Here is a 24,343-nt window from a genome sequence, read left to right on the forward strand (position 1 = left end):
GCTGTGGCTGGGCGCGACCCTAATCATACCCTTTGGGTGCATTGTTTGTTTCCGTGCTATATGTCTCCTCGCCAGGAGTGTCGATCCTGGGTACGGTCGTCTTCGTGTCTGGCGTGCGCCGGGTTGGTCACCCAATGACGTGCGCCAGTTGATCGCGCGCGACTAGGGGAGCTGGTACGGGCATGGCGCTTGACGCTGCTCGATCGCATGAGGGGTTCACATCAACGCAGGCCGCGCGCGTGATGAGCGCGGCATGTCGGGCGGCCGGCTTGGACGACAGAGGTGCAGAGCTAATCCGTCTCGGAGAGAACGCGCTCTTCCGCCTGGACGCAGAGCCAGTAATCGTGCGAGTGGCGCGGGGAGAGCCGTGGCTGCCCAAGGCTCGTGTCGAGGTGGCCGTGTCACAGTGGTTGGCCGAGGAAGGCTTCCCTGCCGCGCGTCTAGTCGATGGGCTGGAGCAGCCGTTCCTGATCGACGGTCACCCGGTGACCTTCTGGCGGCTCATCGTCGAGGGCAGCCGGAAGGCCACGTATGGGGAACTCGGCGGCATCCTGCGGGACCTGCACTCCATGACGTTGCCCGTTGGCCTGGAGCTGCCCTCGTTCAACCCGTTCGACAAGCAGGAACTGCGGATCAGCCAGGCAGCGATCCCGGAAGATGACAGGGTCTTTCTCCGCAAGCGGTGGAGTGAGCTGCGCGACCAGTTCGAGGGCTTGCGGTTCGAGACCCCCAAGGGGCCGGTCCACGGTGACGCTCACGTCCAGAACCTCATGGTGAACGACCGGGGAGAAGTCATCCTGATCGACTTCGAGGCATTTTGCTTCGATCACCCTGAGTGGGACCTGATGGTCACGTCGGTGGAGCACCACAGCCTGGGGTGGCAGACCGACGAGCAGTACGCCGACTTCGTGCGGGCGTACGGGCGCGACCTGCACGACTGGCACGGCTACGACACGCTCCGGCGGCTCCAAGAGTTCGGCATGACCACGTGGCTGATGCAGAACGTGCAGGAGGACGAAGGGACGGCGGCCGAGTACCGCCGGCGCATCGCTGCCTTGCGGAACGATGATGCACCGCGAGACTGGAGTCCTTGTTAGCTGTTACTCATCCTCGTCCAGACGGGCGAGCGCTTCGTTCACCTGCTCATTGAAGGCCACGACGGCGGGGTTAGCCGCGTATGCACTGACCTCCGCCCGAAAGTCGGTTACGTAGCGCTGGAAGCGGGAGGACTGGAGGGAGTCGCCGCCGTCCACGGCAAGGCTGGCTGTGGTGACGGCGGCTTCCAGCTCTCCGTTCAAGAGCTGGCTCTGTGCTAGCACCATGCGGCAGAAACCGAGAGTGCGGGCGTACTGCGGATCGGTGCTGTCCACAGCGCGCTGTGCGTGCTCGACCGCCTCACGGCGCATCCTCAGATCGCGGAAGCAGTGGCAGAACTCGCCCAAGAGTTCCGCGTCGTCGAAGTAGCTCAACCATGGCGGGTCATCGGCACTGTCAGCGCGCTCGAAGTGGCGCTCAGATTGGTTCATGGCGAGAGACGCCCCGGTTCGATCACCCGCGTTGGAGAGCGCCCGGGCCTCCATGGCCCAGTAGTTCGCCATGGCACGCGGGGTTGCCCGGCCCTTGGCACCCTCGACTGCGGCGCGGGCTAGCTGGATGGCCTGGGTGTGGTTGCCGAGATAGTTCGCCTGGTGGCTGAGGTTGCCGAGGATGCGGGCGCCGAACATGCGGTCGTCGATGACCTGGGACAGTCGCAGTGTCGACGTGAGATAGCGGTGGGCGAGCCGGTGGTTTCCGGAGTCGTATGCGGTCCACGCGAGCAACTGGGAGACCTCGGCGGCGGCGCCGAACAAGGCCGTGCCTACCTTCTCGCTGTAGCTGGCACTGAGCAGAGGCAGGACCTCATGGCGGAAGTAGTGGCGCAGTGCCTTGTGGCCGTGGCCTCCGCCGTACTTGAAGTCGAGTTGCATGAAAGTGGCGGCGGCGTCCCTGATTGCCCGGACGTCGCGCATGCCGACCCGCTGCTGAGCGGGTCTGTCGGACTGGATGCCGTCCGGGCGCGCGATCATCCAGGACAGTACGGCGGAGCTGAGATCTGAGTCCGAGACGATCAGTTGCTCGGATGTGACGGTGTCGGCCCGTTCCTGGGCGAGTCCATCCAGCATCGACAGCACATCGGGGACCGTACCGGGATAGCCGAGCGGTTCCGGAGTGGCCGGCCGTGTGTGATCGAAGAAGCCGAGATCGCCGGGAGTGATGCGGCGGCCGAGTTTGGCGCTCAGCACGTCGGCCATGAGCGCTGCTGTCTGAGGCTGGATGCCCGCGCCGTCCCGCCATCGCTGGACGGATACGTGCGTTGTTCCGAGACTGATGCCCCGCTGAACGGCGGCGTCTTTCATGCGCTTCGCCAGGCCCTTGTTCGAGACCTTCGCCTCGTCCATGACGGCGATTAACTGCGCGTTCGGCTCTCGGCTCATGCTCCCCTGCCAACCCGAGAATGACGGCGAGTGTTCATCGTGTCACAGCAGTATCAGCCTTGGGGGTTCATCGATGAACCCCCCTTGCCTTTGCCGGTGTTCACGTGAACCCCCTGGTGAACACTCCCGGTCACGTCCTCCTCGCCGTGTACTGGCTTGCGTGAAGCAAGCGGTGCCGTGAGAGCCGCGGGGCCTCGGAAGGGGAAGTGATGGATGCCGGGAAGACTGAACGGTTGGCGGGTGAGCTTGACGCGTACGCGCACTGGTTCGTGACACCGGAGCCGTCCTCCGCAGGGCACTTTCTGACGCTGACGCTCTTCGCCGAGTTCGGTGACACAGCGCGCGTCGCCCGCGACATGACGGCCGTATTTCTCCGGGGCGCTGGTGCCGGTGCGGTCGTGGACGATGCCCGGTTGGTGGTCTCCGAACTCGTCGGCAACGTGGTGAACCATGCCGTGCCGGACCGGCACTTGTCCTCCCCCGGTGCCTGCCGACGCATCGACGTGATCTTCAAGATGTTCCCGAAGTGGCTCTTCATCGGTGTCGCTGATGAGGACTCGACCCCTCCGCTGCTTCCGGCGGGAGAGGTGTTCTCTCCGGGGCTGCTCGGAGACCTGTCTGAGGCGGTGCTGCCGGACAGCGGTCGAGGGCTGCTCATCCTCCAACGTCTGGCGGCGGCAGTCTGGTGGACGCCGCACGAGCGCGGCGGAAAGACGGTCTGGTGCCGCTTCGACATGAACGACGGAGTGGAGTCCGTGCGGGACTCATGATCTCCGGGCTGCCGTCCTCGTTTCGCTCCCTCGCGATCGGGAGCGAGCGGCGGCCCGGTAACCGGCCGGAGTCTGACCCCTTCGGCCAGGGCGCGGCCTCTCCGGGCTTCTGGGAACTCCCCTCCACACCGGAGGGCCGCGCCTGACAACCACAAACCGAGACCGGGCCACCCCATCAGCCCTGGAAAGCGAAGGGTGGCCCGGCTGGGAACGCGGCGGTTCCCGGTGCCTGATGGTACCGGGGCCGTCGTGCTGCGTTTGTGCCCTGGTCCAAGGAAGTTGACGATCCGTTACTAGATCAGGGCAGAGGTGGAAACGTGACTGGCTCGGGTGAGGACTGGCTGAGCGACGGTCTGAACGTGACGGGCGCGGACTCCGGTCTCTGGGTGTCCGGAGTCGACTACATCGCGGGATGGCGTGAGGCACGAGTGGCGGCCGATCGCCTGAACCGGGCGCTCCTGGGCCTGGGTTTTGAGCTGTCCGCTGTACGGGCCGTCGCCTCGACGAACGAGGACGGACGCGGTGTGGTGCGGCTGGCGGGCTGGCCGGACGCTGTGGATCGCCTTGCTCAGGTTCTGGAGGCTCGCTCGGACCGCGACGGTGGTGCAGTATGAGGTGCCTTTTCGCTGGTGAGCGGGGTACTTGGGCACGTCGCCGGCCGCAGAGACTTTGGGCTGGAGCTGCCATGGGGCGAGTGAACAGGGGGCCTTACGCTGGCCCGGCGAATCGGGCAGGCAGTTGCCCTGCCCGTTGTAGTGCCCGATTGGCCCCCTGTTCTTCGAGGCTCGCCCCATGGTGGCTGCCTAAAGTCTCGGGGGCCGTCGACCCCCAGCCCACCACGCCCCTGCCTGCGACTGCCGGTCGACGCCTCGACTTCCTGGGTGTGCTGCGGGCGGGGGCGCCCGGCGACCGGCCGGGACCGGCGTCCACGCCGCACGCCCGGCCGGGGCGGCCGGGCGGCCCGGCGCGCCGCAGGCGCGCCCTTGAGGAAGTAAAGGCTGTTTCGACCGATGCTGGTCGCTGCTCAGGCTCGGGTGCGTCGCGCGGGCTGCTTGTCGGCGGTGATCCGGTAGGCGAGTTCGGCACGGTCCGCGCCGATGCGGAGTTCTTCGAGGGTCAGTGGGCGATCGTCGGCGCCGTGCGCGACGCGGGCGACGTGCAGGATCGGGGTCGCGTCGGGGAGTTGGAGGGTGGTCCGCTCGTCGGGCAGCGGCATTCGGGCGCGGACCGTCTCCGACCACCACAGCTTGTGCCCGTCCTGGGTGAGCACTCGGTAGATCGCTGCCGGGAGCTGGCGCGGCTCATCAGCGAGTACTGGAACCGCTTCGGCGACTTCGAACGGGATCAGCGTGCGGTGCATCGCGCGGGCACCCGTGGCTGCGTCGATCAAGAGCCGGTCGTAGCCGAACACGGCTTCTTCCTCACCGAGTCCAAGCAGTCGGCCTGTTGCCTGCGTGGTCCGGGTGCGGTAGCTGCTCGGCTCCTCGGCCTCTTGCCAGACGTCACCGTTGGGCATGACGAACTTGCCGTCGGCGGTGCGGCTGATGCGGCGTTCCAGGGTGAGCGTGGGCTGGCCGCTGGAGCGTACGAAGCTGCCCTTGCCGTGGCGCACGTCGATCAGACCCTCCGCCCGCAGAGCGGCGATGGCGTTGCGAACCGTGGGGCGGGAGACGCTGTAGCGGGCCATGAGCTGGGCTTCCGACGGAAGCAGGGAGTCGGGGGCGAACTCGCCCGACAAGATCGCTGCGCGGATGGCGGCGGCGACTTGCTGGTAGAGGGCTCCGGGGCGCTGGATCTCCGTCATCTAGACAGTCTCCGGGTGAGGTCGTAGGTACGTCGCACGCGCGACATCACTCGTCAGCATAAGTAGTTGCACCCTTGCCGTACAGCACTCCATAGTCGTAACTCGTTAGGACAAGTGACGTCAGTATCTTGCTGTCGTCCCGGATGGCCAGGGAGGCCAAAGCAAATGCAGTCCATTCCCGTGGACACGGCGCGACTCGGCGTACTGCGGTGTGCCAACGCGCCCGAAGTGAAGTTCAGCAACTCGGAAACGCAGGAGGTGAAGAAGGACCGGGACGGCAATCCGGTCTACAGCGTGGCCGTCACCGTGCGGCCGGACGGACGGCGTATCTCCGTGATCGAGATCGCCGTGAGCGGTGAGCCCAAAGGGCTCGAAGCGGGCCAGGTCGTCAAGGTCACCGGATTGACGGCGTTCGTCTGGTCGATGGGCGACCGCAACGGTGTCAGCTTCCGCGCCGACACGATCACGCCCGCGCACGGATCGGCGGCACAGGGCAAGGGCGGTGACGCGTGATGGGGCCGACCCTGCTCGCGCTCGCCCTGGCGGTACTGGCCTGGGTGCTGGTCGTCGGTGACCTGGTGCGGCGCCACCGTCCGGCCTGGCATTGGTACGTGGTCGGCTACCCCGCGACCGCGTGCCGGGTGGTGTTCACCTGGCGCAGGGTTGCCCTGCTCAACGACCTGTCCGTCTCGCGTCTCCCGGCGCGCACGCTCATCGGGCACCTGCTGGTCAAGGGGGATCCGGTTCGGCCGGCGGCTCCACGGATCTCGTTTCCGCGGGCTACCCGCATGGGGCTGACCGTGGCTGTCCAACTGCACGCGGGTCAGACTCCGGCGACCTACCTGAAGGCGGCCGACGCGTTCGTCCATGCGTGGAAGGTTCACGCGGTGCGCGTGACCTCGCCGGAACGCGGGCTCGTCCTGTTGACGGCGATGGCCAGTGATCCGCTCCAGCGGCCCGGATTAGCCACCGCCCCCGCCGAACTGCTCTCCGCGCTCATTGGCGCACTGGAGAGCGGCGGTGCCTGGGTGATGAACCTGCGGCTTGTGCCGCACTGGCTCATCGCCGGGGCGACGCGGTCCGGCAAGTCCACCCTGCTGGCCCGGCTGATCACCCAGCTTGCGCCGCAGCCCGTCGCCCTGGTCGGCATCGACTGCAAGGGAGGCATGGAACTCGGCCTGTTCGCCGCGCGCTTGAGCGCACTGGCGACCAGCCGACGCGAAGCGGTCGCGGTCCTCAGCGCGCTCGCCCTCGACATGCAGGAACGAATGAGCGTGTGCCGGTCGGCCGGAGTGCGCTCGATATGGGAGCTGCCCGACAAGCTCCGGCCGGTGCCGGTCGTCGTGATCGTTGACGAGATCGCAGAGCTGTACCTGTCCGACGGCCGCCGCGAAAGCAAAGCGGAAACCGAGCAGTGCTCCACGCTGCTGCTGCGCCTCGCTCAGCTCGGGGCTGCGCTCGGCGTCCACCTGGTGGTGGCCGGGCAGCGGGTCGGCTCCGATCTGGGGCCCGGTGTCACGGCCCTGCGGGCTCAGCTCGGCGGCCGGATCTGCCACCGGGTGAACGATCCCGGTACGGCAGAGATGACCTTGGGCGACCTGAACAAGGACGCCGTGACCGTCGCGCAAGCCATCACGGCAGAGGAACGGGGCGTGGCCGTGTGCACCGGCCCCGACGGCAGCTGGAGCCGCGCCCGATCCCACCTCACGCCCACGGAAGAGGCCGTCTCAACGGCTCGGAAGCACGCAGCACTCACCCCGGATCTGCCCGCGCTCAACTGTGCCCTTGCGGCGCCGGAAGGAGACGACAAGTGATCAGCGAAGGAACGGCGTTCACGTTCGCGGTGGTCTTCGGGATCATCACCGTCCTCCTCGTCCGCTCCCGTGACGTGCGCGCCTGGGAAGCGGTCTGCGTCGGCCTCTTCGGCCTCTACCTCGGCCAGACCCCGGTGATCTACACCGTCCACGGCCTCGTCACGTGGCTGATCAACGGCTTCTCCCACACCTGACCAGAGAAGGGAACGCATCGGCATGCCCATGCCCCGCGTGAGGTGCCCCCACTGCAAGGGCGACGGAGCCCGTAGGACCTGGACTGGACGGCAGAGGCGCTGCCGCGTCTGCCGGGGCACCGGAACCATCCGCTGAACTTCGCTCCGCCCGACCCCACAAGGAAGGCGATCCCCATGACCGACAACGCGCACCTACCCACCCACCGTGCCGCTGCGGCGGCCCACCCCGGAAGGTCACCACCATCCCCCCGGAGCTCACCCCGGCTGACAGGCGCGCCGTCCTCAACCGCGCGGCGCGCCTGCGTCAGCTGTCCGAAGCAGACCGCGACGCAATCGGCCTCGCCCAAAACCACAAATTCCCCCGCCTGTTGGAGCAGATCACTGCCACTGGTGGCTGCTCCCGCCCCGTCCACCTCTCCGGCTCCACCACCATCCTGGACGGCACAACCGGCGAAATCCTCCGCCACTACGACACCGGCACCGAACCCGGTGAACGCCTTCTCGTGCGCTGCCGCAACCGCCGGGCAACCGTCTGCCCCGCATGCTCACGCCTCTACGCGGGCGACACCTTCCACCTCGTCCGCGCGGGCCTCCTCGGCGGCAAGAACGTCCCTGCCACAGTCCGCCACCGCCCCCGGCTCTTCGTCACCCTGACTGCCCCGTCCTTCGGCCCCGTGCACCGCGCCGGGGAGCTGTGCCGCCCACGCCGTGACCGTGGAGCATGCGAACACGACCGTCCTCGGAGCTGCGGCGCTGTCCACGGTCCCGATGATCCCTCCGTCGGCAAGCCCTTGTGTGCCGACTGCTACGACTACACCGGCCACGTGCTGTGGCACGCGCACGCCTCCAAGCTGTGGGACCGGTTCGTCATCGACGTACGTCGGCGCATGGCCTCCTCGGTCGGCCTCGTACAGTCCCACTTCCGGTACCACGCCCGGCTGTCCTTCGCCCGCGTCGCCGAGTACCAGAAGCGGGCGGCTGTCCACGTGCATGCAGTCGTCCGCCTTGACGGCCCGAACGGGCCGGCGGACGCACCTCCGCCCTGGGCCGGGGACCGACTCATCGAGGCCGTACGCGCCTCCGCACGCCGTGTCCTGGTCCGTACGCCGTACAGCCCCGCCGTGGGTGAGATGGTTCTGCGCTGGGGGGTCCAAGTCGACGTGCGCCCGCTACACGCCGAGGGCGACGGGCCTGACGATGATGCCGTAGCTGCCTACGTGGCCAAGTACGTCACCAAGGGAGCGAGCGAAACAGGCGCCGGCATCGACCACAGGGTCACCACCTGGGATGACATCGAAGGTGCGTCCGTGAACGCACACGTCCGCACTCTCATGCGTGCCTGCTGGCGCTTGGGCGGCCTGCCCGAGTTCGAACCCCTGAACCTGCGCACGTGGGCTCACACGCTGGGCTACCGGGGCCACATCCTCACCAAATCCCGCGCCTACTCCACCACCTTCGCGGCACTGCGGGCCGAACGTGCCCAGCACGTAGGCGGTGTCGACGTCTCCGGGGCGGTCACGGACAAGCACTGGCGCTACGTCGGCTCCGGCCATACTCCGGGCGCTGCGCTCATCGCTGCCGGGATCGCTGATGACATCGCTCAGAATCGCGCTGTCGCGCGGGAGGCTCTCCGAGCTGGCGGTGAGGCCATCTGAGCGCATCTCCGGCAAAGGCCAGTGCTCAGCGCGAGGAAGCATCAATACGAGCCTGGATCGAGCGGCAGCTACGCGACTCTCCCCCACTCTCCGATGACCAGCTGCGGAGCGTGGGGGAGATCCTCGGACTTCAGCTCATTCGGAAGTCCGCCACACAGGCTTGAGAAGGTCAGGGTCGAATGTCTTGTTGCCCTTGCCGCCCGGCACTGCGATCACAGCGCTCAGAACCTTCTTGATCGCCTCGCGCTTCTGCGTGAGCGTCTTCGACCCCCACGAGTTCCTGACGTCTTCCTTGGCCTCCTCGGCCTCCGCCTTCAGGGCTTCGTGCGCCCGCTGGTCCGCACGAAGCTCCTTGATCCGCCGTTCGAGCACCGGGAGATTACGGAAGAACGTCTCATCGTCGATGTCCGTGTCCTCGTCGTCGTGCCAACGCCGCTCCAACTCGTTGCGGCTCCTGACGGCTCGCTCCAAGGCATCGGCCTTGTCCCAGTCCGGTACGTCCTGGGCCTTGCTGGCCGCATCGCGCTCCAGCTTGGCGATGACCAGTTCCTCGATGGCCTTGTCCGTCTTGTCGCCCCGCTTGTAGGTCTTGTTGCAGCCGCCGTCCACGGTCTTCTTGCACATGTAGGCTTGCTGGTACTTGAGCCAGTCGTTCGCCTTGATCCCGATCATCTTGTTGTTGCAGACCGTGCCGTCCTCCAGCACGTGGCCGCATCGCAGGATGCCGGTCAGCAGGTACTTGTGGACCAGGCCACCGCGCGGCATGCCGGTTCCGCGGCCACGCTCCCTGATCTTGGCCGTGACTGCGAACCACTCCTTCGGAGTGATGATCGGCTCCCACTCGCCCACGATGGGCTGATCGTCGCCGTCACGGACAAGCTCGCCCTTGATCTCGCGATATCCGCACAGCCGCGCGTTCACCAGGACCTGCTTGACGGTCTGGTACTGGAAGGCGTTCCCGCGACTCGTGATGAACCCGGCCTCCTTCCACCGGCGCGTGATCTCGGAGATGGAGGCACCCGCGATCACGTCCTTCACCGCCTGACGGATGGCTTCTGCCTCGTCCGGACGCAACGAGACCTTGTCGTCCTCCCATCCGAAGGGGCGCCACGCCGCTACCGACTGCCCACGGATCGCCCGGCTGCGGTGGCTGTTCCTGCTCCGACGCTCCTTCTTCCTCGTCTCGCTGAGGGACATGGCGACCCCCAGAAGCCCCTTGATCTCGAAGCCTTCGGCGTAGAGGTCCTGGATGCCGTTCGAGTCGTGGTAGACGCGTCCGTCCTGCGTGGTGAACGCTTTCAGGTACCGCTCCCAGTCACTCGGGCGCCGGTACAGCCGGTCGTCGTTGACTGCCATGACGCCGTGGATCGGGTACCCGTCCGGCGTCGTCCCGGCAGCAAGATCGGCGAGCAGCTGCTCGAAGTCATCGCGAACGATGTTCTCCTTGCTCGCGCTCTTGTCGTTGTCCGTGTAGCGGTAGACGACGAGCCAGCCGAACCTTCGGGCGGTCTCGGTCATGTCCCGGTGCTGGTCCTCGACGCCGTGGGCGTCCTTCACACGGCCGTCGAACGAGATCCGTGCGTAGCAGACAACGCACTTCAGCTCCGGGTCGGAAGCCAGCATGGCGCGCACTTCCTCGACGGACGGCAGTCCCTCGGGCGTACCTCGCAGCTTGCTGACCAACTCCTCGCGCTTGCCCACGTGTTCCCCCTCGGTCCATGGCTGGGCTGCTGGAACGACCGTAGTGCATGTGTAGGTTCTAGTAATGCTCAACAGTATGAAGATCTCACAAGACATCCGCCGTGAACACGGCGGCACACAGGCCGAGATCGAGGACGGCATGGCCCAGAAGTCCAAGGAGTTCGCGGCAAGCGGGAACCGCGTGTACCTGCCCATCGCGGACTGAGCCGCCCGCACACAGGCCGAGGGCCGGGGACCGGTGGTTCCTGGTCCCCTGGCCCGCGGGAGGGGCCCGGCCGGGGCACTGACCCGGCGGCTACTCCGGCTGGTGTTCCGGGCCTCCGAAGTCCGGGCTGGTGTAGTCCGGGCTGCTGAAGCTCGGCCGCGAGCCGTGGTCGCCGTCGTCCGGGCTGGTGAAGCCCGGGCGGTCGTAGCCGAGGTGCGGGATGCGGCTCACCGGCGTGGACGGCGAGGTGTGGTGCAGCGCGGCGGCCGCGCTCGGGTCGACGAGGGCCTCCCGGAGGAAGGGCACGATGCCGCGTTCCAGCAGGGCCTCGCGCCAGGCCTCCCTGGCCCGGTCCACCTCCCCGTGCGGTTCGCCGTGCGGTTCGCTTTCGGCCGTCGGCTTGTTGCGCAGGGCGGTGATCAGCAGTCCCACCGCGGCGACGAGGATCGCGACCGCGGTCATGGCACCGAACACCCAGCCCGTGGTGAGCATGGTCCGGGCGAAGGTCTGCTCGGGGTTGAGCATCTGAAGGATGTAGCCGACGAGCAGGAAGATCGCCGCGGCGGTTCCGGCCAGGACGGGAGCGAGGACGGCGACGACGGCGACGGCGCCCGCCCCGGCGGTCTCGGCGACCTCGCCCATGGTGGCGGCGAGGCCTGCCGCGCCCGTGTCCGGCTCGGAGGAACCGGATGCGCGCACGGCCGGCCGGCGCTGTTCCTCGCGGACCTTCACGTAGTGCTGGTATTCGGTCGACGCGGCCGCCGTGATGAGCGCGGTGGCGTTCAGTGCCATGGTGCGCAGTTGTTCGGGGTTGAGCCGCTGTCCGACAGCGGCCAGTTCCGGACGGTGTGGTGCGGAGCGCAGCGCCTCATCGAGGATCCGCTCGTATTCCTGGCGGTCCTCGCTCAGCAGGTGCTGCGGAACGCTGTTCATGTGCATCCCCCGATGCTCCGTAGGGCTTGGGGCTCGGCATGCTGACGAGCCGTCGGGCAGAAACGGAGGGGAGCCTGCTACGGATAAGCCGATGGTAGAGCCGCGAAGGTGGGCGGTGACAGGGGGTTTACCGAAATTGGCCCTTCACCGGTGTGGTCCTGTGACGGGAAACGCCTGCCCGGTGAACGTTTACGTACTCAGCGGGAGTTGCTGGACCAGCAGCTTTCCGGCCATGGTCACGCCGCCGTCCATGGCGATGGCGAGCCCGTCGGCGTAGACGTGCGGTCCCTCGACCACGGGGTCGGTCCTGTCCTCGTCGTCCTCGGAGCCGACCTCGCCCAGGAGATAGGGAATCGGGCTGTGACCGTGAACGATACGGCTGCCCCCGTACGTATCGAGCAGGGAGCGCACGGCGTCCGCGCCGCCCTCGTCACGGAAGGAGAACCGCTTGGTGAACTTGCGGAACAGGTCCCAGACCTCGTCCGCGTCGTTGCGCGTGAGCGTCTCGCGGACGGTGTCGTTGACCTCTTCGATCGAGCGGCCGTAGTCGAGGTAGGCGGTGGTGTCGGAATGGACGAGCAGGTGGCCGTCGACCTCCTCGATGGCGTCCAGCCGGGCCATCCACTGCAGGTGGTGGTCCTGGAGGCGGTCCATGTCGGTCTTCTGGCCGCCGTTGAGCAGCCAGGCCGCCTGGAACGTGGCGGTGCCGGCGCCGGAGTTGACGGGGGTGTCGCCGAACCGCTTGGCGCCGAGCAGCAGCAGCTCGTGGTTGCCCATGAGCGCCTTGCAGTAGCCGCCGGCCGCGGCGGCCTCGGCGGACAGCCGCATCACCAGGTCGATGACGCCGATGCCGTCGGGGCCGCGGTCGGTGAAGTCGCCGAGGAACCACAGCCGGGCGGTGCCCGCGCACCAGTGGCCGTCGGCGTCGAGGAGGCCCTTCTCCTGGAGGGCCGCCACCAGCTGGTCGAGATAGCCGTGCACGTCACCCACGACGTACAGCGGGCCCTGCCCGGTGTCCGCCGGCGGGGCCGCGGCGGTCTCGGGGTCGACGGTCACCTGGACGGTGTCGCCCCGGTTGATCACGGGCAGATCGCGCTCGGTCGGCGTGTACCCCTCGGGGTAGGTCTCCTCGGGCGGCGGGGCGACCTCGCCGGGGTGGGCGCTGTGGACGTACGGACCGGCCTCGTGGACGTACGCGGGCACTCGGAAGTCGCGCAGCGTCGCCGTCCGCTCCACCTCGGGTCCCTGACCGGCCCCCTGAGTCATCGACCCCTCCACCATCGCGCCGCGTCTGCACCGCATCGGACTGCCTGGTCGTAGCGGCCCGTGGGTGTCGTGGGCCCATCATAGGAATGCGGATCGCGCCATGTGATGACCCAGGGGTGGTGAATCAGAGCAAGAGTCCAGTTCACTGCGGCTTTCGCCCCGATTGAGCCGGGCTTTGACCACCGTGTGACCGTCCTCGCTTTCTTTCTCTTCGCGAGAACGATCCCTTCTCTCCGGGGGACCGGCCCTGTTTCTCCCCAGGAGGGCGCACATGCCTTGACCCGATCGGACGGGTTCAGGCCCCCTCGGGTGACCGCGGCGGGCTGACCGTCGTGCGCGGCGGGCGCCGCTGGGACGACGTGCGCACGATCAGTTCCGTCGGTATCACCTGCTCCACCGGCCGGTCCGAGTCCACTCCCTCGATGGCGTCGATGAGGAGCTGCACGACCGCCGTGCCGATGCGGCGCGGTTTCAGGGAGAGCGTCGTGATGGGCGGCTCGGTGTTGGCGTACACGGTGGACTCGCTGCAGCAGACCAGCAGCAGGTCGTCGGGGACGCGCAGGCCGTAGCGGCGGGCGGCGGCGAGCAGGTCGGTGCCGTTCGGGTCGAACAGGCCGTAGACCGCGTCGGGCCGGTCGGGCCGGGCGAGCAGCCGGTCGGCGGCGACGGCGCCCGCGCACGGATCGTGCGCCGGGTAGGCCTCGTACACCGGATCCTGGCCGACGCGCTCGCACCAGCGCAGGTACGCGGTGGTCGACAGGTGGGTGTACGTGTCCGTGCTCGTGCCGGTCAGCAGGCCGATGCGGCGGGCGCCGGCGTCGGCCAGGTGGTCGAGGATGCCGAGGACGGCGGCCTCGTGGTCGTTGTCGACCCAGGCCGTGACCGGCAGTGCGCCGGCCGGGCGGCCGTCGGAGACGACCGGCAGGCCCTGCCGGACGAGTTCGCTGACGACCGGGTCCTGGTCGGAGGGGTCGATGACGACCGTGCCGTCCAGGGCGACGTTCGACCAGACGTCGTGCCGGGATGTCGCGGGCAGGATGACGAGGGCGTAGCCGCGGGCGAGTGCCGCGGAGGTGGCGGCCCGCGCCATCTCTGCGAAGTACGCGAACTCGGTGAAGGTGAAAGGTTCGTCCCCGTACGTGGTCACGGTCAGGCCGATGAGTCCCGACTTGCCGGTACGGAGGGTCCGGGCGGCGGCCGAGGGCCGGTAGCCCAACCGGTCGGCGACCTCACGGACATGGCGCCGGGTGGCGTCCGGGAGCCGGCCCTTGCCGTTGAGGGCGTCGGAGACGGTCGTGATGGACACTCCGGCGGCGGCGGCCACGTCTCTGATACCCGCCCGACCCGGCCGACTGCCTCGACGTGAGGTTTCCGCGCGGCTCACCTGGTGCTTCCCTGCTGCTGTCATGGCGAGCCGATAGTAGGGCTCATGCGGTGGGGTAGGGCGGACGCATATGCACACGTTGACAGGCACGTTTCTGCATGATCATTTAACCTCAATTGCTTGGGAAAACAAGGGTGTTGACGGTCTACATGCCAGTACGTGACTCGTCGGCGCGCACGGGCCTGCCACGTGGCCGAGGTTGCGAAGAGGTCTCAACTCACCTGCACGGGGGATGCGCGCCACGGCGTGCACCACCGGCGCGTAGATATATGTGCGGCGCGCCCCTGAGTTCGTACGCCTTCGTGCGGCGATGCCCCTGATTCAGGTGGGCCCGCGAGCGATGGGGGTGGGACCCGCGAGCGATGCCGGTGGGACGTACGAGCGGTGCCGGTGGGACGCACGAGGCGGGTCTTCGTCGCTCCGCCGTGGCTATACGCAGCGGCGGCGAATCCTCATAAGGTGAGGAGTATTGGATGTCGGCGGCGGTCATGGGCCGCCGGTCTTCGCGAGGAGGACTGCGGTGAGCGAGACGAGCCCGAGGCTGCGCGCCGAGCTGGAGGGGATCCCCACCTACAAGCCGGGCAAGCCAGCCGCGGCGGGTGGGCCGGTGGCCTACAAGCTGTCCTCCAACGAGAACCCCTACCCGCCGCTGCCGGGCGTGATGGAGACGGTGACGGCGGCGGCCTGCACCTTCAACCGCTACCCGGACATGGCCTGTACGGCGCTGATGAACGAGCTGTCCGAGCGGTTCGGCGTGCCCCTCTCCCACCTGGCCACCGGCACGGGGTCGGTCGGTGTCGCCCAGCAGCTGATCCAGGCCACCTCCGGCCCCGGCGACGAGGTCATCTACGCCTGGCGGTCCTTCGAGGCGTATCCGATCATCACGCAGATCAGCGGCGCGACATCGGTGCAGGTGCCGCTGACCTCCGGTGATGTGCACGACCTCGACGCGATGGCCGACGCGATCACCGACCGGACCCGGCTGATCTTCGTCTGCAACCCCAACAACCCGACGGGCACGGTCGTGCGGCGGGCGGAGCTGGAGCGCTTCCTCGACCGGGTGCCCGGTGATGTCCTGGTGGTGCTCGACGAGGCCTATCGCGAGTTCATCCGCGACCCCGAGGTCCCGGACGGTGTCGAGCTCTACCGTGACCGGCCCAACGTCTGCGTCCTGCGGACCTTCTCCAAGGCGTACGGCCTCGCCGGGCTGCGCGTCGGGTTCGCCATCGCCCACGAGCCGGTGGCTGCGGCGCTGCGCAAGACGGCCGTCCCGTTCGGGGTGAGCCAGCTCGCGCAGGAGGCGGCGATCGCCTCGCTGCGTGCCGAGGACGCACTGCTCGGCCGGGTCGGCTCGCTGGTGTGTGAGCGCACGCGCGTGGTCGACGGGCTGCGCGCCCAGGGGTGGACGGTGCCCGAGACCCAGGCCAACTTCGTGTGGCTGCGGCTGGGGGAGCGCACGGTCGCGTTCGCGCAGACGTGTGAGCAGGCGGGGGTGGTGATCCGGCCGTTCCCGGGTGAGGGAGTGCGGGTGACGGTCGGGGAGACAGAGGCGAACGACATCTTCCTGAAGGTGGCGGAAGGGTTTCGCAAGGAGCTCTAGGAGCCGAGAACCGTTGGGTGAGCCGGTCGGCGCTGGTCGTCGGCCGGCTCATCTGTTTCACGTGAAACCGACAAGGTCCGGCCAAGGGGTTGACTGTGACGGGGGAGACAGGGGCCCCCTCCAGGACTCGAAACATCGTGCTGCATAATGGCTTGTGAATGTGAACGCTTTCACAAGCGGTTGTAAGGAGCGGCGACGTGGACCTGGCTCTGGCGCCGGAGACCCTGGCGCGATGGCAGTTCGGCATCACCACCGTCTACCACTTTCTGTTCGTCCCCCTGACGATCTCGCTGGCCGCCCTGACGGCCGGACTGCAGACCGCGTGGGTGCGGACGGAGAAGGAGAAGTACCTCCAGGCGACGAAGTTCTGGGGCAAGCTCTTCCTGATCAACATCGCGATGGGTGTGGTCACCGGCATCGTGCAGGAGTTCCAGTTCGGCATGAACTGGTCCGACTACTCGCGTTTTGTCGGTGACGTCTTCGGTGCGCCGCTCGCCTTCGAGGCCCTGATCGCCTTCTTCTTCGAGTCCACCTTCATCGGCCTGTGGATCTTCGGCTGGGACAAGCTGCCGAAGAAGATTCACCTGGCCTGCATATGGATGGTCTCGATCGGCACGATCCTGTCGGCGTACTTCATCCTCGCGGCCAACTCCTGGATGCAGCACCCGGTCGGCTACCGGATCAACGAGGCGAAGGGCCGGGCCGAGCTCACCGACTTCTGGCTGGTGCTCACCCAGAACACCGCGCTCGCCCAGGTCTTCCACACGCTCACCGCGGCGTTCCTCACCGGCGGCGCCTTCATGGTCGGCATCGCCGCCTTCCACCTGGCCCGCAAGAAGCACGTCCCCGTGATGAAGACCTCGCTGCGGCTGGGCCTCGTCACCGTCGTCATCGGCGGTCTGCTCACCGCGGTCAGCGGTGACACCCTGGGAAAGATCATGTACCAGCAGCAGCCGATGAAGATGGCCGCTGCCGAGGCGCTGTGGGACGGCGAGAAGCCGGCGCCCTTCTCGATCTTCGCCGTCGGCGACGTCGACAAGGGGCACAACAAGGTCGCCATCGAGATCCCCGGACTGCTGTCCTTCCTCGCCAAGGACGACTTCACCTCGTACGTGCCCGGCATCAACGACGTCAACAAGGCCGAGCAGGAGAAGTACGGACCCGGTGACTACCGGCCCAACATCCCCGTCGCCTACTGGGGCTTCCGGTGGATGATCGGCTTCGGCATGACGTCGTTCGCCATCGGTCTGGCCGGGCTGTGGCTGACCCGCAAGAAGTTCATGCTGCCGCAGCATCTGCGGGTGGGCGAGGACGAGGTGCCGCATCTCGTCCTCCTGCCGAGGAAGGCCCTCGGTCCGACCCTCACCAGGTGGTACTGGCGCATCGCGATCCTCACCCTGGGCTTCCCGTTGATCGCCAGCTCCTGGGGCTGGATCTTCACCGAGATGGGCCGCCAGCCGTGGGTCGTCTACGGCGTGCTCCAGACCCGTCACGCGGTCTCCCCCGGTGTCTCCCAGGCCGAGGTCATCACCTCGATGATCGTCTTCACCACGCTGTACGCGATCCTCGCCGTCGTCGAGGTCAAGCTGCTGGTCAAGTACGTCAAGGCGGGCCCGCCGGAGCTCACCGAGGCCGACCTCAACCCGCCCACGAAGATCGGCGGCGAGTCCCGTGACGCCGACAAGCCGATGGCCTTCTCGTACTAGGCCGAGGGAGCTGCACAGTCATGGAACTGCACGACGTCTGGTTCGTTCTGATCGCCGTCCTGTGGACCGGCTACTTCTTCCTGGAGGGCTTCGACTTCGGGGTCGGTGTGCTCACGAAGCTGCTCGCCCGCGACCGGCCCGAGAAGCGGGTGCTGATCAACACCATCGGCCCCGTCTGGGACGGCAACGAGGTGTGGCTGCTGTCCGCGGGCGGTGCCACCTTCGCCGCCTTCCCGGAGTGGTACGCCACGCTCTTCTCCGGCTTCTACCTGCCGCTGCTGCTCATCCTGGTCTGCCTCATCGTCCGGGGTGTGGCCTTCGAGTACCGCGCCAAGCGGCCCGAGGAGCACTGGCAGCGCAACTGGGAGACGGCGATCTTCTGGACCTCGCTGATCCCCGCCTTCCTGTGGGGTGTGGCCTTCGGCAACATCGTGCGGGGCGTGAAGATCGACCAGGACTTCAACTACGCCGGTGGCGTCCTGGACCTGCTCAACCCGTACGCCCTGCTCGGCGGTCTGGTCACGCTGGCGCTGTTCACCTTCCACGGGACGGTGTTCGTCGGGCTCAAGACGGTCGGGGAGATCCGGGAGCGGGCGCGGAAGCTGGCGCTGAGGGTCGGGTCGGTGACCGCCCTGCTGGCCCTCGCGTTCCTGTTGTGGACGCAGTCCGACCGGGGTGACGGGGCGTCGCTCGTCGCGGTGGCCGTGGCGGTGGCGTCGCTCGTGGTGGCCTTGGTCGCGGCGCGGGCGGGGCGTGAGGGCTGGGCCTTCGCCCTGTCGGGGCTCACCATCGTGGCCACGGTGGCGATGCTGTTCCTGACGCTGTTCCCCAACGTCATGCCGTCGACGCTCAACCCGGACTGGAGCCTGACGGTCACCAACGCGTCGTCCAGCCCGTACACGCTGAAGATCATGACCTGGTGCGCGGCGGTCGCCACTCCCATCGTGATGCTCTACCAGGGCTGGACGTACTGGGTGTTCCGCAAGCGGATCGGGACGCAGCACATCGCCGAGACTGGGCACTGAGGTGTGTTTCACGTGAAACCAATCGATCCGCGTCTGCTCCGGTACGCCCGTGCGACCCGCGTCTTCCTCGTCGCGGTCGTCGCCCTGGGTGCCGTCGGGGCGGTGCTGGTCATCGCGCAGGCGATGCTCATCGCCGAGGTGGTGGTCGGGGCGTTCCAGCACCGCATGGCGGTGTCCGACCTCGGCACTCCCCTGCTGCTGTTGGCCGCCGTCGCGGTCGGCCGGGCGCTGGTCGGCTGGCTCACGGAGCTCGCCGCGCACCGGGCGAGCGCGGCGGTGAAGTCCGAGCTGCGGGGGCGGTTGCTGGAGCGTTCCGCTCAGCTGGGGCCGGGCTGGCTGAGCGGGCAGCGCACCGGTTCGCTGGTCGCCCTGGCCACCCGGGGTGTCGACGCCCTCGACGACTACTTCTCGCGGTATCTGCCGCAGCTGGGTCTCGCGGTGGTCGTGCCGGTGGCGGTGCTGGCGCGGATCGTCACCGAGGACTGGGTCTCCGCGGCCATCATCGTGGGCACCCTGCCGCTCATTCCTGTCTTCATGGTGCTGATCGGCTGGGCCACGCAGTCCCGGATGGACCGTCAGTGGCGGCTGCTGTCGCGGCTGTCCGGACACTTCCTGGACGTCGTCGCGGGGCTGCCGACGCTGAAGGTCTTCGGACGGGCCAAGGCGCAGGCCGAGTCGATCCGGCGGATCACCGGCGAGTACCGGCAGGCCACCATGCGGACGCTGCGGATCGCCTTCATCTCCTCGTTCGCGCTGGAGCTGCTCGCGACGATCTCGGTGGCGCTGGTCGCCGTGACGATCGGCATGCGGCTGGTGCACGGCGAGATGGACCTGTATATCGGCCTGGTCATCCTGATCCTGGCGCCGGAGGCATATCTGCCGTTGCGGCAGGTCGGGGCGCAGTACCACGCGGCGGCGGAGGGGCTCGCCGCGGCCGAGGAGATCTTCGAGGTTCTCCAGACGCCCGTGCCTGCCTCGGGATCCGGGGACGTGCCGGCGGGTGCGCTGGCCTTCGAGGGAGTGACCGTCCGCTACCCGGGGCGGCAGGCGGACGCGGTGTCGCACGTGTCCTTCACCGTCGAGCCCGGGGAGACGGTCGCGCTGGTCGGGCCGAGCGGTGCCGGCAAGTCGACGCTGCTGAACGTCCTGCTCGGATTCGTGCCACCGGCCGGGGGACGGGTGCGGGTCGGGGGAGCCGACCTCGCCGACGTGGACCTGGAGAAGTGGCGGTCCCGGATCGCCTGGGTGCCGCAGCGGCCGCATCTGTACGCCGGGACGATCGCCGAGAACGTACGGCTGGCGCGGCCGGACGCCGACGACGACGCCGTACGGCGGGCGCTGCGGGACGCCGGGGCGCTGGAGTTCGTGGACGCGCTGCCCGAGGGCACGGGCACCGTGCTCGGCGAGGACGGGGCCGGACTGTCCGCCGGGCAGCGGCAGCGGCTCGCGCTGGCCCGGGCGTTCCTCGCGGACCGGCCCGTGCTGCTGCTCGACGAGCCGACGGCCGCGCTGGACGGAGCCACGGAGGCCGAGGTCGTGGCCGCCGTACGGCGGCTCGCGGCCGGGCGGACGGTGCTGCTCGTGGTGCACCGGCCGGCGCTGCTGGGGGTAGCGGACCGGGTGGTGCGGCTGACGGAGCCCGAGACCGCCGTGGTGCCTGCCGGGTCCGCAGCGGTCCCGATTGCCGGGACGGTTTCCGTCGAGGCCGAGGTGTCCGCCGCGGTCTCTCCTGCGGAACCCGGCGGCCGGCCCGCTTCGGGTGGCGGCGTCCTCGGGCGCGTCCGCGCCATGTCCGGTGCCCGGCGCGGGCGGCTGGGACTCGCCCTGCTGCTGGGGAGCCTCGCGCTCGGGAGTGCCGTAGGGCTCATGGCCACCTCAGGGTGGCTGATCTCGCGGGCTTCGCAGCAGCCGCCCGTGCTGTATCTGATGGTGGCCGTGACGGCGACGCGGGCCTTCGGGATCGGACGGGCCGTGTTCCGGTACGCCGAGCGGCTGGTCTCGCACGACGCCGTGCTGCGGATGCTGGCGGACACCCGGGTCGCGGTGTTCCGCAGGCTGGAGCGGCTGGCGCCCGCAGGGCTGCGCCGGACCCGACGGGGTGATCTGCTGACCCGGCTGGTCGCGGACGTGGACGCGCTGCAGGACTACTGGCTGCGGTGGCTGCTGCCGGCCGGGGCGGGCGTCGTCGTGTCGGCCGCGTCCGTCGGTTTCACGGCGTGGCTGCTGCCCGAGGCCGGGGCCGTGCTCGCGGCCGGGCTGCTGGCGGCGGGGGCGGGCGTGCCGCTCGTCACGGGTGCCGTGGCGCGGCGGGCCGAGCACCGGCTGGCGCCCGCCCGTGGCGTGCTCGCGACGCGGGTGGCCGATCTGCTCACCGGAACCGCCGAGCTGACCGTCGCTGGTGCCCTGCCCGCCCGGACCGCCGAGGCACGCGAGGCCGACCGCGTCCTCACCCGGATCGCGTCGCGTGCCGCCACCGCCACGGCACTCGGCGACGGGCTCACCGCGCTGATCTCCGGCCTGACCGTCACAGCCGCCGCTCTGGCCGGCGCACAGGCGGTCGCGGCCGGGCGGCTGGACGGCGTGACCATGGCCGTCGTCGTCCTCACCCCGCTGGCCGCCTTCGAGGCCGTGCTCGGGCTGCCGCTCGCCGTGCAGTACCGGCAGCGGGTGCGCCGGAGCGCCGAGCGGGTGTACGAGGTACTGGACGCCCCGGAGCCCGTGGGGGAGCCCGAGCAGCCGCGGCAGGCGCCCGCGTCGCCGTTCCCGGTCGTCGTCGAGGGGCTTTCCGCGCGGCACACGGGGCAGGACCGGGACGCGCTCGCCGGGCTTGACCTGACCCTCGACGAGGGCCGCCGGGTGGCCGTGGTCGGACCCTCCGGCTCCGGCAAGACGACGCTGGCGCAGGTGCTGCTGCGCTTCCTCGACGCGGACGCCGGCTCGTACACGCTGGCGGGCGTGGACGCGTACGCGCTGGACGGGGACGACGTACGCAGGCTCGTCGGGCTGTGCGCGCAGGACGCGCACCTCTTCGACAGCTCGCTGCGCGAGAACCTGCTGCTCGCCAGGAAGGACGCCACCGAGGACGACCTGCGTGCCGCGCTCGGCCGGGCCCGGCTGCTGGACTGGGCCGGCGGCCTGCCCGACGGGCTCGACACGCTCGTCGGCGAGCACGGGACGCGGCTGTCGGGAGGCCAGCGGCAGCGGCTGGCGCTGGCCCGGGCACTCCTCGCCGACTTCCCCGTCCTGGTGCTCGACGAGCCCGCCGAACACCTGGACCTGCCGACCGCCGACGCGCTCACCGCCGACCTGCTGGCCGCCACCAAGGGCCGTACGACGCTGCTCATCACGCACCGCATGGCGGGTCTGGTGGCGGTGGACGAGGTGATCGTGCTGGACCGGGGACGTGTCGTGCAGCGTGGGGCGTACGCGGAGCTGGTGGCCGTGGACGGGCCGTTGCGGGAGATGGCGGAGCGGGAGGCGGCGTCGGAGTCGCTGATGGCTACGCCTTAGCGGCCCGACCGGCCCGCAGCCGGCCGCGCCTCAGCGGGGTCCGACCGGCCCGCAACCAGCCGCCCCTTCGCGGGGCCTGACGGGCGCAGCACCGGGCCGCGCCTTTGCAGGGCCCGACCGGCGCCGCACTGAGCCGTTCGGGGCAGTCGGTCCCCCGGGCGCACGAGGTGAACAGGGCCAGGGCGGCCGGGCCGGGTGACGATCACTGACATGCGTTCATATCGCCGCCATCGGCTGCTGGTTCCGGTTCTGCTGTGCGCGCTGGCGGTGCTCGCGGCCCGGCCGACGGCGGCGCACAAGGAACCCGGGAACGGCACCGGCGGGGACGCCGGGCTCAGCGCCGAGGTGGCGCGGCTGTACGAGGAGGCCGCCGTGGCGACGCAGCAGTACGAGGCGGGGCGCCAAGAGGCCGAGAAGCAACGGGGCAGAGCCCAGCGGGCCGAGGAACTCCTGGACGGTCAGCGGCGGCACATCGCGGCCCTGCACGAGGACCTGGGCCGGATCGCCCGTGCCCAGTACCGCTCCAGCGGTGGCCTGCCGGTGGCCGCGCAGCTGATCCTCGCCGACAGCCCAGACGAACTGATGCGGGGCCAGCACGCCTTCTCGCAGACGAATCTCGCCGTGAACAACGCGATCTCCAAGAACCGCCGGGCCGAGGCACGGCTCGCCGCGGACGAGGCCAAGGCCGCGGCCCAGTGGCAGGCGCTGGAGAAACGGAACACCCAACTCGCCGCCCTCAAGGCGGACATCGAGCAGAAGCTGGAAACGGCACGCTCGCAGCTCCAGGGGCAGGCGGACGCCTCGGTCGCCGCCGGGGCATGCCGCGGGTCCGTGCGGCTCGACCAGCCGGAGACGGGGTTGACGACCGCGTGGGTCGCGCCCGTGGAGACGTACGAGCTGTCGGCGTCCTACGGCAGCGGCGGTACTCGGTGGTCGAGCCGGCACACCGGGCAGGACTTCGCGGTGCCGATCGGCACGCCGGTGCGGGCCGTGGGCGCGGGCCGGGTGGTGAAGGTGTCCTGCGGGGGTGCCTTCGGCATCGAGATCGTGCTCAGGCACGCGGGCGGCTACTACACGCAGTACGCCCATCTCGCATCCGTCGCGGTCGACCAGGGGGAACACGTCGAACCCGGACAGTGGATCGGCCAGTCGGGCACCACGGGCAACTCCACCGGACCGCACCTGCACTTCGAGGCCAGGGTCACCCCGGACATGGGCTCGTCCGTGAATCCGGTGTCGTGGCTGGCGGCGCGGGGGGTGTCGCTCTGACCCGGGCGAGAGCCGCGGCCGCACCGCAGTCACACCTCCAGCCGCGCCGGCTACGGCAGTTCCGTGAGCAGCCGCTCGATCACTACCGCCACGCCGTCCTCGTTGTTCGCGACCGTCCGTCCCGAGGCAGCGGCGATCACGTCCGGGTGGGCGTTGCCCATCGCGTAGGACCGGCCCGCCCAGGTCAGCATCTCGACGTCGTTCGGCATGTCACCGAAGGCGACGACCTGTTCGTGCGAGATGCCCCGCTCGGCGCAGCACAGGGCGAGTGTGCTGGCCTTGGACACCCCGGGGCCGCTGATCTCGAGCAGCGCACTGGGGCTGGAGCGGGTGACGTTGGCCCGGTCACCGATGGCGAGCCGGGCCAGGGTCAGGAAGGCGTCGGGGTCCATCTCTGGGTGGTAGGCCAGGATCTTCAGCACCGGCTCCGCGGCCGCGCGGTGGTCCGCAGACAGCAGGTCCTCCGCGGGGGCGAGGCTGTCGGGGATCTCCATGTGGAGCTTCGGATAGGCCGGTTCCTGGTAGAAGCCGTACGTCTGCTCCACCGCGTACACCGTGCCCGGAGCCGCGTCACGCAACAGCCGTACGGCGTCCAGCGCGTTCGCCCGTTCCAGCTCCCGTACCTTCACGAACCGGTGGGAGCCGGGGCCGCCGTGCAGGTCGACCACGGCGGCGCCGTTGCCGCAGATCGCCAGGCCGTGGCCGTGCACGTGGTCGCTGACGACGTCCATCCAGCGGGCCGGGCGGCCGGTGACGAAGAAGACCTCGATGCCCGCCTCCTCGGCGGCGGCGAGCGCGGCCACCGTGCGGGGGGACACCGACTTGTCGTCGCGCAGCAGGGTGCCGTCGAGGTCGGTGGCGATCAGCCGCGGTGGGACGGTCTCGGCCGGGGTATCGGGCTGTCGGGTCGCTGAGATCACCCGGCCATTGTCCCGCATATGCCTGCACGGGCGTGCGGCAGTCCGCACAGGTGAGTGGATACCGCCCTCACCAGGCGGTTCCCGAGCGGGGCTTCCCGCAAGGCCCTCAGAGC

General features: G+C 69.2%; 19 protein-coding genes and 1 pseudogene. 13 read left to right on the plus strand and 7 right to left on the minus strand.

Annotated features, from left to right (window positions below):
• The first annotated feature begins 182 nt into the window (after nt 1–182).
• Nucleotides 183–1,097, plus strand: coding sequence for a phosphotransferase (locus ACFZDA_RS29930; RefSeq protein ID WP_391087610.1), 915 nt, complete (start codon nt 183–185; stop codon nt 1,095–1,097).
• A gap of 3 nt (nt 1,098–1,100) precedes the next feature.
• Here the strand turns inward: ACFZDA_RS29930 and ACFZDA_RS29935 are convergent, their stop codons facing one another.
• Nucleotides 1,101–2,474: a sporulation protein gene (locus ACFZDA_RS29935; protein WP_391087612.1), complete on the minus strand. Its 1,374-nt coding sequence runs from the start codon at nt 2,472–2,474 to the stop codon at nt 1,101–1,103.
• A 209-nt stretch (nt 2,475–2,683) separates the two neighbouring features.
• Between ACFZDA_RS29935 and ACFZDA_RS29940 the strand changes: the two genes are divergently transcribed.
• Together ACFZDA_RS29940 and ACFZDA_RS29945 are read left to right on the plus strand one after the other, a co-directional pair.
• Entirely contained in the window at nt 2,684–3,244 is a 561-nt protein-coding gene (locus ACFZDA_RS29940; protein ID WP_391087615.1) for an ATP-binding protein, read from the plus strand.
• 317 nt (nt 3,245–3,561) lie between these two features.
• Nucleotides 3,562–3,858: a hypothetical protein gene (locus ACFZDA_RS29945; RefSeq protein ID WP_391087617.1), complete on the plus strand. Its 297-nt coding sequence runs from the start codon at nt 3,562–3,564 to the stop codon at nt 3,856–3,858.
• A 410-nt stretch (nt 3,859–4,268) separates the two neighbouring features.
• Here ACFZDA_RS29945 and ACFZDA_RS29950 read toward each other — a convergent pair whose 3' ends face one another.
• Nucleotides 4,269–5,048 carry a GntR family transcriptional regulator gene (locus ACFZDA_RS29950; protein WP_391087620.1) on the minus strand — a complete coding sequence of 260 codons (780 nt, stop codon included), beginning with the start codon at nt 5,046–5,048 and terminating at the stop codon, nt 4,269–4,271.
• A 165-nt stretch (nt 5,049–5,213) separates the two neighbouring features.
• On the opposite strand from ACFZDA_RS29950, the gene ACFZDA_RS29955 reads away from it, so the two are divergent.
• The 4 genes from ACFZDA_RS29955 (at nt 5,214) to ACFZDA_RS29970 (ending at nt 8,711) form a co-directional block, all read left to right on the plus strand.
• Nucleotides 5,214–5,561 carry a hypothetical protein gene (locus ACFZDA_RS29955; protein ID WP_003991453.1) on the plus strand — a complete coding sequence of 116 codons (348 nt, stop codon included), beginning with the start codon at nt 5,214–5,216 and terminating at the stop codon, nt 5,559–5,561.
• Nucleotides 5,561–6,862: an FtsK/SpoIIIE domain-containing protein gene (locus ACFZDA_RS29960; RefSeq protein ID WP_391087624.1), complete on the plus strand. Its 1,302-nt coding sequence runs from the start codon at nt 5,561–5,563 to the stop codon at nt 6,860–6,862. The genes ACFZDA_RS29955 and ACFZDA_RS29960 overlap by 1 nt, the downstream gene beginning before the upstream one ends.
• Nucleotides 6,859–7,056 (plus strand): hypothetical protein, encoded by a 198-nt coding sequence (locus ACFZDA_RS29965; RefSeq protein WP_003991451.1) that lies wholly within the window; start codon nt 6,859–6,861, stop codon nt 7,054–7,056. Before ACFZDA_RS29960 ends, ACFZDA_RS29965 begins: the two co-directional genes overlap by 4 nt.
• A gap of 299 nt (nt 7,057–7,355) precedes the next feature.
• Nucleotides 7,356–8,711, plus strand: a complete 1,356-nt coding sequence (locus ACFZDA_RS29970) for a replication initiator (RefSeq protein ID WP_391088097.1) — start codon at nt 7,356–7,358, stop codon at nt 8,709–8,711.
• 135 nt (nt 8,712–8,846) lie between these two features.
• Here ACFZDA_RS29970 and ACFZDA_RS29975 read toward each other — a convergent pair whose 3' ends face one another.
• Nucleotides 8,847–10,508, minus strand: coding sequence for a recombinase family protein (locus ACFZDA_RS29975; RefSeq protein ID WP_391087628.1), 1,662 nt, complete (start codon nt 10,506–10,508; stop codon nt 8,847–8,849).
• Here ACFZDA_RS29975 and ACFZDA_RS29980 point away from each other — a divergent pair.
• Nucleotides 10,486–10,617: pseudogene (locus ACFZDA_RS29980) on the plus strand (thiamine biosynthesis protein ThiC); the annotation flags it as partial. The gene ACFZDA_RS29975 and the pseudogene ACFZDA_RS29980 sit on opposite strands and share 23 nt — an antisense overlap.
• A gap of 90 nt (nt 10,618–10,707) precedes the next feature.
• Here the strand turns inward: ACFZDA_RS29980 and ACFZDA_RS29985 are convergent.
• The 3 genes from ACFZDA_RS29985 to ACFZDA_RS29995 form a co-directional block, all read right to left on the minus strand.
• Nucleotides 10,708–11,556, minus strand: coding sequence for a hypothetical protein (locus tag ACFZDA_RS29985; RefSeq protein ID WP_391087631.1), 849 nt, complete (start codon nt 11,554–11,556; stop codon nt 10,708–10,710).
• Between the two features lie 183 nt (nt 11,557–11,739).
• On the minus strand, nt 11,740–12,831 hold the full coding sequence (locus ACFZDA_RS29990; protein ID WP_391088099.1) for a metallophosphoesterase: 1,092 nt from the start codon (nt 12,829–12,831) through the stop codon (nt 11,740–11,742).
• A gap of 280 nt (nt 12,832–13,111) precedes the next feature.
• The gene (locus ACFZDA_RS29995) at nt 13,112–14,224 is read right to left on the minus strand and encodes a substrate-binding domain-containing protein (protein WP_391087634.1); all 1,113 of its coding nucleotides are present in this window, start codon (nt 14,222–14,224) and stop codon (nt 13,112–13,114) included.
• A 496-nt stretch (nt 14,225–14,720) separates the two neighbouring features.
• Here ACFZDA_RS29995 and hisC point away from each other — a divergent pair, with 496 nt between their 5' ends.
• The 5 genes from hisC to ACFZDA_RS30020 all read left to right on the plus strand — a co-directional run bounded on the left by hisC (nt 14,721) and on the right by ACFZDA_RS30020 (nt 23,310).
• Nucleotides 14,721–15,800, plus strand: a complete 1,080-nt coding sequence (gene hisC, locus ACFZDA_RS30000) for a histidinol-phosphate transaminase (protein WP_391087636.1) — start codon at nt 14,721–14,723, stop codon at nt 15,798–15,800.
• A 197-nt stretch (nt 15,801–15,997) separates the two neighbouring features.
• Nucleotides 15,998–17,506, plus strand: coding sequence for a cytochrome ubiquinol oxidase subunit I (locus tag ACFZDA_RS30005; protein ID WP_391087639.1), 1,509 nt, complete (start codon nt 15,998–16,000; stop codon nt 17,504–17,506).
• A gap of 20 nt (nt 17,507–17,526) precedes the next feature.
• Nucleotides 17,527–18,531, plus strand: coding sequence for a cytochrome d ubiquinol oxidase subunit II (gene cydB, locus ACFZDA_RS30010; protein WP_391087642.1), 1,005 nt, complete (start codon nt 17,527–17,529; stop codon nt 18,529–18,531).
• 12 nt (nt 18,532–18,543) lie between these two features.
• Entirely contained in the window at nt 18,544–22,041 is a 3,498-nt protein-coding gene (gene cydD / locus ACFZDA_RS30015; RefSeq protein ID WP_391087645.1) for a thiol reductant ABC exporter subunit CydD, read from the plus strand.
• A 210-nt stretch (nt 22,042–22,251) separates the two neighbouring features.
• Nucleotides 22,252–23,310, plus strand: coding sequence for a peptidoglycan DD-metalloendopeptidase family protein (locus ACFZDA_RS30020; protein ID WP_391087648.1), 1,059 nt, complete (start codon nt 22,252–22,254; stop codon nt 23,308–23,310).
• A gap of 50 nt (nt 23,311–23,360) precedes the next feature.
• Here ACFZDA_RS30020 and ACFZDA_RS30025 read toward each other — a convergent pair whose 3' ends face one another.
• Nucleotides 23,361–24,248 carry a Cof-type HAD-IIB family hydrolase gene (locus ACFZDA_RS30025; RefSeq protein ID WP_391087651.1) on the minus strand — a complete coding sequence of 296 codons (888 nt, stop codon included), beginning with the start codon at nt 24,246–24,248 and terminating at the stop codon, nt 23,361–23,363.
• Between the last annotated feature and the right edge of the window lie 95 nt (nt 24,249–24,343).

Origin of the sequence: Streptomyces sp. NPDC007991, from assembly GCF_042958445.1 — a bacterium.
GTDB lineage: Bacteria > Actinomycetota > Actinomycetes > Streptomycetales > Streptomycetaceae > Streptomyces.